The organism is Hyphomonas beringensis (assembly GCF_000682755.1).
GTDB classification, from domain to species: domain Bacteria; phylum Pseudomonadota; class Alphaproteobacteria; order Caulobacterales; family Hyphomonadaceae; genus Hyphomonas; species Hyphomonas beringensis.
Map to the genome: position 1 here is coordinate 63839 of NZ_AWFF01000034.1, position 8589 is coordinate 72427.

Below are 8589 nucleotides of genomic sequence, written 5' to 3' on the forward strand. Positions count from 1 at the left end.
ACTGTCAAACTAGTTGACGTTGTTCGGAAAAGAGGAAAATCGCTCGGGCCGAACGCCGCGTCTACGGGATCTGTTTGCATAGCACCGGAACCGGCTATAAGTCGCTGATATGAGCGAGACCTATAATGTCACCCCGGAAAACCAGATCCTGTTGAACCTGCTGTCCGGCTTTTACTGGCTGGATGAAGGGCTTCAGAGCTATATCCGCGCGCGGGGCTGGCCGACGGTTACCCGGCCGCAATCCATGGTCATGGCAAATATCTTGATGGGCGTGCGCTATCCATCTGATATTGCGCGGCGACTGGGTGTCAGCCGGCAGGCGATCCATGCAACGCTGAAGACCATGGGGGAAATGGACATGGTGAGGCTGGTGGATGACCCGAACAATATGCGCGTGAAAGTGGTGGAGCTGACCGAGACGGGCGAGGCTATGCGGGGGGATGCTCAGCAGGCCATGGCCCTGATGACGCAGGAGCTTCAGCGCCGCCTGGGCCAGGAGGCGTTCGCGCAAACCGCCGCCACGCTGGCTGAGGATTGGGGCGCGCCCTTGTCTTTCACGCCGGAAGATGTGGCCCGCGACTAGCCCGGCCTGACACTGCCGAGCATTACTTTCTTGGCTCTCTGCCTTGCCTCTGGTGCAGAACATGCGCAATGCTGACCCTATGTTAGCGTGCACAGTTTCGCGGAGGAAAAGATGAAGAGCTGGCTCAAGGCGACTGTCTTCAGTGTGATGATTGCGGGTCTCGGCGCCTGCCAGGTACAGGCGCAGGCCGCCCCACAAGCGGAAGCCGCGCCGCAGGCCAATCTGCCAGACCTGCCGATTCCGGAGGATGCGCCAGATGCAGACGCGATATCCCTGATCCCCGGCGCGGAGGACAAGGAGATCTGGGAGCATTTCCTCAATCAACTGACGGTCAGGAATGTCACAAGCCCGCAGATTTATCCCATCTATCCCTCGGCAGAGAATAATAATGGCAAGGCCGTTATTGTCGTGCCGGGCGGTGGATACATGTTTGCCTCCATCGAGAATGAGGGCTTCCCGATTGCAGAGCGGTTGGCCGAAGAGGGCTATACGGCGTTCGTCCTGAAGTATCGAACCGTGCCAACCTCTGCTGCGCCGGATGCATTCGTGCAGGAAATGATGCAGGTCTTTTCCGGCCTGGGCAGCCGGGAGCTGGATGCCTACCAGCCGGCCGTAGATGATTCGCGACTGGCTATGGAATATGTTTCAGCGCATTGCCCGGAGTTGGGGTGTGAGCCTGGCAGTGTTGGCCTGATCGGCTTTTCGGCGGGCGCCATGTCGGTGATGGAAGTCTTGCGCGCGCCACCTGAAGACGTGGAGGTCGACAGCGCCGCCCTGATCTATCCGCCCATGACCCAGGCCGTCGATGGCGAGATCACTCCGCCGCTCTATCTGGCGATTGCGTCTGATGACCCCCTGTTCCAGCAAGGCCGGTTCACCCTGCCGAAAGCCTGGGTGGAGGCGAATGGCGCGATGGAGTTGCATCTCTACAGTGATGGCGGACATGGCTTCGGCACACTGCGGAAAGGCACGAGCGCCTCCAACTGGCTGGAGCAATATGTGAACTGGCTGACGCTGGGGGCTGGCTCTGGCAAATAGGACCTGGCGCGCCCTATTTCTTTTTCAGCTTTGATTTCAGATTGGCCTTGGCGTCGCTCATGCGGGCGTCGAGATCCTTGCGTAACGTCTTGCGCAGGTTTGCGGCAGCGCTGTTCGGCGGGCTATCATCCGGCGCCATTTCGGGCTGCGTGACGGCGCCGGAACGGCTGCCTTGCGCGGCAGGGTTTGGTGTCTGCGAATAGTTACAGTTCGGGCATATGGATGTCAGCGGATCGAGCGGGTAGCCGCAGATATAGCAATCGCCCTTACCGGATTGGGTGTCTGACATGATGGACGTCTCCCGATGGGCGGCAAGCCGCGAAAAAGCTCTCCATACAAGACAGGCGTAAAATCCTGCGCTTTCGGGTCAGGCGGACATGTTTGGGAACGCGTATGACAGTCCGCGGTAGTGCCCATGCGAGATATTTTTCAAGATAACTCTATTCGACTAGATTAATCTATCTTACACTTTCCGAAGATCCGGGCAGAGACTCAGGACGATAAAAAGACCTTCGGGAGGAAAACCAAAATGAAACAAGCACCTATGGTGGCTGCGGTCAGCGCCATTGCGCTTATGACGGGTGGACACGTCTTTGCTCAGGAAATGGATGAACCGGTCGATACCGGCGATGAAGTCCGCGAACTGGACCAGGTAACGGTCACGGCGGTCAAGCGCGAGCAGGACCTGAATGATGTGCCCGTGTCGGTCACGGCGTTCACGTCAGACCTGCGTGAAGAACTGGCACTGGACGATTTGTCGGACCTGTCGCGGTTCACGCCGAGCCTGGCATTTTCCGCCGGGGATGATCGCGTGTTCATCCGCGGTGTGGGACGCCAGACGAACACGAACGGCTCTGATCCGGGCGTGGCGACCTATTCGGACGGTATCTATGATGCGTCGACGGCGGCCATCTCCAAAAGCGACTTTTTCGTAGAGCGCGTGGAAGTGCTGCGCGGTCCGCAAGGCACGCTCTATGGCCGGAACTCTATTGGCGGCGCGATCAATGTGATCTCCAAGCGGCCGACGGATGAGTTTGCCGCCGAGGCGCGCGTCACGATCGGCAATTACTCCCTGGCGGAGGTCAATGCGAGTGTGTCCGGCCCTGTGGCCAAGGGCGTGAACCTCAAGCTTGCAGGCTCTTACTTCAATCAGGCCGATGGCTATTTCAAGAATGCTGCCGGCGGCCCAAGCGAAGCCGGCGCCGAAGAGGTTGGCTATCTGGAATTCCAGATGGACGCTGATGTCACAGAGAATTTTTCTCTCTGGCTGAAGGCAGACACAACAGGTGGAAACTACCGTAACCGGACGACCATTTATGGCGGGCCATATGACAGGGCGCCATTCCCGAACGGGTATCTGACGCCCGGACCGGCCTTTGGCTTTCTGACCCCCGGCTTCAACAGCAAGAGTTCTGAAACCACCAATCCGGCGATTGATGACATCCGCACATTTGATGTGAACACGCCGACCAGCACCAAGATCAAAGACAATTACGGCCTGTCGACCGTAGCGACCTGGAGCCTCGACAATATCGATATCAAATATCTTGGGGGCTACCGGACATATTATTACGATTCCTATCGGGATGACGACGATACCAGCATGATATCCTATACGTATCCGCTGGACCCGGCGAATGCCGCTGCCGGAGAGGTGCTGACAGGTGGGCCAAACTGCCAATGGCTGCTTGAGAATGTCGGTCAGGTATGTGCCCCGGCCACGATCTATCCGTCTCGCACATTCGGCTATATCGAGGATAAGGAATATTGGAGCCATGAGATCAACATCCAGTCCTCGGATGATGCTGATTTATGGTGGATTGTCGGGGCCTATGCCTATGAAGAAGACTTCAGCCAGCAATCGCATTTCGGCAATGCGGCCCAGCCGCAAATGAAAACGCCGCTGGCGGCGCCTGAGAATCCAAGTGGGGATTTCATTACGGCGCTGTCTGATATTAAGACGAAATCCTATGCGCTGTTCGGTCAGGCGGATTATGCACTGACGAATGAGCTGACGGTCACAGGCGGCCTTCGGTATTCGATGGATGAAAAGGAAGGCTCCGAGAGTGTGCGCGTGCTTGGATATGGCATTGCGCCGGGCTTCACGCTGGGGGGCTCTGGTATCTTCGCGCCGGTTCTGGACCTGACGGCTTCCTCTATCAGCTTCCAGCCGGCTGCTGGTGTGGACAGCGCGGTGAGCATTGACCCGAACACCGGGCTGGCACATCGACGCCTGAAGAATTCCTGGAATGCCTTGAGCGGGGCCGCGGGCATTCAGTGGCAGCCTGACATGAATTCAAACTACTTCTTCCGCTATGCGCGCGGATACAAGTCAGGCGGGTTCAATGCAGGCGGTATCAGCCAGTTTCCGCAAACGAATGAAGAGCTGATCGACTCCTACGAACTTGGCCTCAAGAAGACGCTGGGGAATAATCTGCAGGTGAATGCGACCGCCTATTACTACAGCTATGACGGTTTGCAGGTTCCGCTCGACGTTCAGGAAAATGGCCTTCGCCTGACACGCTTCTTCAATCTGGAAGAGTCGACGGCGCAGGGCATTGAGCTGGAGGCGAACTGGTCGCCTACGGACAGGCTGCGCTTCCTGTTCAGCTATGCGTATAATGACTCCGAAATTCAGGATGCTTGCTGCTTTGTGGACATTGCAGACCCATACGCCACTCAGCCCGGCGCTACCCCAGTGGGGCAACCGGACCCAAGCGGAAACCAATTTCAGAGCCTTGATGGCGAGATGTTGCCGCGCACCATTCCCAACAAGTTCGGCCTGAATGCCAGCTACACTGTTCCGTTGGCAGACAGCGGAGACCTGACGCTGACGGCGAACTATTCCTGGCAGGACGCGACCTATCATAGCGTCTTCAATCGGTCTTACAATGAGACGCCTTCCTATGAGCAGGTTGATCTGATCGCGCTCTTCAGAAGCGTGGATGATGCCTATAGTATCATCGGCTATGTGAAGAATGTGTTCGATGAGCAGGGCTTTGACGGCTCCAAGGGCACCTTCCTCTACCAGCCCTTCGGGACGGTCGGACAGACCTACTACATGACTGCGCCGCGTACCTTTGGTGTACAAATCCAGATGCGGTTTTAACGGGCGGAAATATGCAACAGGTACCGCTTCAAGCCGCCGCAAAGCTGCCCATGTCGACCAAGCTCATTTATGGGCTTGGTACGGTGGCTTTCGGAATCAAGGACAATGGCTTCAATGCCTTGCTGATGATCTACTATAATCAGGTCATTGGCTTGTCTGCGGGCTGGGTCGGCGCCGCGATCATGATCGCCATGATCGCGGATGCCGTGCTGGACCCGATTGTCGGGCAATGGTCTGACAGTTTACGGAGCAAGTGGGGGCGGCGGCACCCCTTCATGTACGCATCGGTTCTGCCGGTCGGCATATTGTATTTTGCCCTCTGGATGCCTCCGGCGGGCGTGTCTGATGTCATGTTGTTTGCGTATCTTCTGGTGATTACCAGCGCAACGCGGATCGCGATTGGCGTTTATGAAATTCCCTCGACCGCCCTGCTGGCGGAATTCACTCAGGATTATCATGAGCGCACTGTGCTCGTCGCCTATCGCTTTTTCTTTGGCGTGGTGGGGGGCATCCTGATGGGTATCGTTGTGTTCAGCATGATCTTTGCCGATGACCCGGCCAGCCCGGGTGGCCTGTTGGACGCGTCGGGATATCATCGCTATGCCGCCATTGCGGCGCCCTTGATGGCGATGGCAATCTTCATCTCCACGCTGGGCACGCATAGTCGCATCTCCAGTCTGGCCAAATTGCCGCCGCCGCAACATGAGGGGATCTTGAAAACGGCGCGCAATATGTTTTCAACCCTGTTCGACCGCACCAATGCCCCGATCCTGATCGGCAGTATTTTCGGGTCCATGGCGGGCGGTCTGAATGCCGGGCTGATGATCTATCTTCAGACTTATTTCTGGCAATTATCAGCCGACCAGATTGCGGCCCTGACATCTGCTGGTCTCCTGGGCGTTGTGCTGGCCTTCGTGATGGTATTGCCCCTGTCCAAGAGTTTCGGAAAGAAATGGACGACCCTGGCGCTCTATAGCCTGACCCTGCTGGCCATTGTTCTGCCTGTCGCTCTCAGGCTGTTAGGTCTGTTCCCGGACAATGGAAGCCCTGCGCTCGTGCCGCTGCTCTTCGCGTTCATGGCCGTTGTGGTGATGTCTGTCATCGCGGCGTCGATCCTGATCGCGTCCATGGTCGCGGATGTGACCGATCAGATCCTGTTGAAGACAGGGCGGCAATCCGAGGGCCTCATTTTCTCGGCGACGACCTTCGTCAACAAGACCATTTCCGGCACCGGCGTGCTCGTGTCCGGATTGATCCTGACGCTGGTTGGTTTTCCGGAAGGCGCCAAGCCCGGTCAGGTGGAGCAGAGCATTGTTACCAATCTGGCAATCGTGTTCTCGCTCGCGACACTGTTCTTCACCAGCGCAGCCCTGATCATCACCAGTTTCTATCCGGTTTCGGAAGAAGATCATCAGTCAGCGGTAGAGGAGCTGGCCCGCAAGCGTGCGCCGCAGCCAAATTTAAAGCAGGAGGTTTCATGACCGTCCCCAAAGAGACCAAGATCACGAATGTGAGGATATATGCAGATGAATAGTCTGGATTTGTTGATCCGGATGGGCGGGTGTCTTAAGGGCCCGGGAGATTATTCGTGCCGGTCCAAGAGGACCGGTTCAAGAGAAGTGTAATGGTAGATCGTTCCAAATCAGACAAGTCTGCGCGCTTGGCGGAGGTAAAGTATCCGCGCCGTACAGAGCGGCGCCGGCGTACGCGCGCGTCTATCCTGCGTGAGGCGGCAAAGCTGTTCGGCAAGGATGGCTATGGCGCAACCACGATGCAGGCGATTGCGGATGCGGCAGACATTCACGTCACGACACTGTTCATGCACTTCAAAACCAAGAGCGATCTTGCGTTGAGCCTGGTCACTGTGCGCGCGGATGAGCTGCGGGACCGGGCCACTCAGGCGCAGGGCGAAGTGGCGTTCCTGGATTTCTTCCGCAGCGAAGCGCTGACTTTGGCAGATGCTCTGAAGGCGGATACGCGCCCGGGCGTCGCCCTGTGGAACGCACTGCGGAACGAGGCTGACCTCGCCTTTGCATGGAGCGAATATGACCGCGAGCAGCAGGACATCTTCGCCAATTATGTGGCTGCGGAATATGGGCTGGATCGTAGTGTGGACTACAGACCGGAACTGGTCGTGTCGCTCTTGCTGACAGCCATATCCCTGCCGCACCGCAAATGGGTGGAGGCCGGCGGAAAGATTGAGCTTGGGGTCGAAATTGAGCGTGCGCTGGACATCGCCATTCCGGCTGCACGCCAGATGCTGAAATAGGAGGCGCGGCACAGCCTGCGCCAAATGGGGAGACATTAGCCGCTTTGCATATATGATGTGGTCTGCCTTGAGACATTCATATCCGAAACGGACCGGCAGATCAGAGCAAGTGAAACGCCATGACGGAACTTCCCTATAAAGCCCCCGCCCTGGAGAAAGGGCTCGATATTCTGGAGTGCCTCGCCACGGTGAGGGTGCCGCAATCGATTTCAGATATTGCGCGGAATCTGGGCCGCTCCCGGAGTGAGATCTATCGCATGGTCGTGGTGCTTGAGGCGCGCGGATATGTTGAGCGCACGGATGACCCGGAGAAGCTGCAGCTTTCCAACCGCCTGTTTGAGATCGGCATGCGGTCCCCGCCGAAGATGAATTTGCACGAGGCGGCGCTGCCGGAAATGTCCGCGCTTGCCAGCCGCATGATGCAATCCATTCAACTGGCCGTTATCAGCTCGGACCAGATCGTGGTGATCGCACGCACGGAAAGCCCAGATGATGTCGGCTTCAGTGTACGGTTGGGCCACCGGCGCTCCATCATGAAGTCGGCATCCGGACTGGTTCTGTTTGCCTTTGCCTCGCCCGCGCAGAAGACCAAGATCCTCGCTGATCTGAAGGCGGGTGGAGCCAGCGCTGCCGAGATCGACTCGCTTGAGGGGCAGTGCGAACAGGTTCGTGAAACTGGCCATGTCTGCATGCCTTCTCGCATGGTGGATGGGGTGACGGATATTGGCGCGCCGATCTTCGACTCCGCATCCAGCGGCGCGGTTGCCAGCCTGACGGTTCCCTTTGTTGTGACGCGGCGTGCCGCAGTGACCGTTGAAGACGCGCCGGGTCTGGTGGCGGAAGCGGCCGGGCGCGTGTCTGCCGCATTGGGGCACGTCCCCATTCAGGGCGCCTAATCCAGGTGAAACACTTCTTCCATGGGCACCCACCATTCGCCCGTCTCGGCTGAGTCGAGCGGGGTTTGGCATGGGTCTGTCAGGGCCCACCATTTTTGCGTGTCCGGGTCTTCGCCCATTTTCGCCATGTCGGCCTCGAAATCATCGCCGTGATATTCATAGATGCCGACGAGCAGGTTTTCCGGTTCTCTCAGGAAGATCGTGTAGTTGCGGATATTGCACGCGGTAATCTGGCTGAGAATGCTCGGCCAGGCATCAGCGTGGAGCGCCTTGTATTCCGTGGCTTTCTCCGGCTTCAGTTTGATCATCCATGCTTTGCGTTCCATCAGTTACATCTCCCTTGAACTTTCTTCGACTGCCACGGTCAGTCCTCTTACTGACTATGCTGCCATGAGCGGGCCGGGCAGGCGATGATATTTTTCCAAAATTATATCGTTCATATACGATCATCTAGGTTGCATATGAAACGCTCGGGGCGTATAAAGCAAGTAACAGCCAACCCGGATAGAGGTGGCGAGGGAGGAAAATCATGCGAGGCAGCCTGCGCTGTTCCCACATCGGATGTGGATGGCTTCTGATTGCCCGCAATGGGGGATCAGATCTTTGAGTTACTTACCGACAGTTGAGAGCCTGCAGACGCATGAGGCGCCCGATTGGTTCCGTGATGCGAAGTTTGGCATCTTTATTCACTGGG

Annotated in this window: 9 protein-coding genes; 7 read left to right on the forward strand and 2 right to left on the reverse strand. The window is 57.4% G+C overall.

Going from position 1 to position 8589, the window contains the following annotated elements:
• The first annotated feature begins 109 nt into the window (after positions 1-109).
• On the forward strand, positions 110-583 hold the full coding sequence (locus HY29_RS08430) for a MarR family winged helix-turn-helix transcriptional regulator (protein WP_051601326.1): 474 nt from the start codon (positions 110-112) through the stop codon (positions 581-583).
• A 111-nt stretch (positions 584-694) separates the two neighbouring features.
• Positions 695-1621: an alpha/beta hydrolase gene (locus HY29_RS08435; RefSeq protein ID WP_051601327.1), complete on the forward strand. Its 927-nt coding sequence runs from the start codon at positions 695-697 to the stop codon at positions 1619-1621.
• Between the two features lie 13 nt (positions 1622-1634).
• Here HY29_RS08435 and HY29_RS08440 read toward each other — a convergent pair whose 3' ends face one another.
• Positions 1635-1910 (reverse strand): hypothetical protein, encoded by a 276-nt coding sequence (locus HY29_RS08440; RefSeq protein WP_034795539.1) that lies wholly within the window; start codon positions 1908-1910, stop codon positions 1635-1637.
• 240 nt (positions 1911-2150) lie between these two features.
• Here HY29_RS08440 and HY29_RS08445 point away from each other — a divergent pair, with 240 nt between their 5' ends.
• The 4 genes from HY29_RS08445 (at position 2151) to HY29_RS08460 (ending at position 7895) form a co-directional block, all read left to right on the forward strand.
• Entirely contained in the window at positions 2151-4730 is a 2580-nt protein-coding gene (locus HY29_RS08445; protein WP_034795541.1) for a TonB-dependent receptor, read from the forward strand.
• An 11-nt stretch (positions 4731-4741) separates the two neighbouring features.
• Complete coding sequence (locus tag HY29_RS08450) at positions 4742-6211, forward strand: MFS transporter (protein WP_034795544.1); 1470 nt, start codon at positions 4742-4744, stop codon at positions 6209-6211.
• Positions 6212-6354: 143 nt separating this feature from the next.
• The gene (locus HY29_RS18410; RefSeq protein ID WP_051601328.1) at positions 6355-6999 is read left to right on the forward strand and encodes a TetR/AcrR family transcriptional regulator; all 645 of its coding nucleotides are present in this window, start codon (positions 6355-6357) and stop codon (positions 6997-6999) included.
• 119 nt (positions 7000-7118) lie between these two features.
• Positions 7119-7895 (forward strand): IclR family transcriptional regulator, encoded by a 777-nt coding sequence (locus HY29_RS08460; RefSeq protein ID WP_034795549.1) that lies wholly within the window; start codon positions 7119-7121, stop codon positions 7893-7895.
• Here HY29_RS08460 and HY29_RS08465 read toward each other — a convergent pair.
• On the reverse strand, positions 7892-8221 hold the full coding sequence (locus HY29_RS08465; protein WP_034795553.1) for an L-rhamnose mutarotase: 330 nt from the start codon (positions 8219-8221) through the stop codon (positions 7892-7894). The two genes, HY29_RS08460 and HY29_RS08465, sit on opposite strands and share 4 nt — an antisense overlap.
• A gap of 241 nt (positions 8222-8462) precedes the next feature.
• Between HY29_RS08465 and HY29_RS19870 the strand changes: the two genes are divergently transcribed.
• A partial coding sequence (locus HY29_RS19870; protein WP_422119920.1) for an alpha-L-fucosidase occupies positions 8463-8589 on the forward strand: 127 nt, incomplete at its 3' end.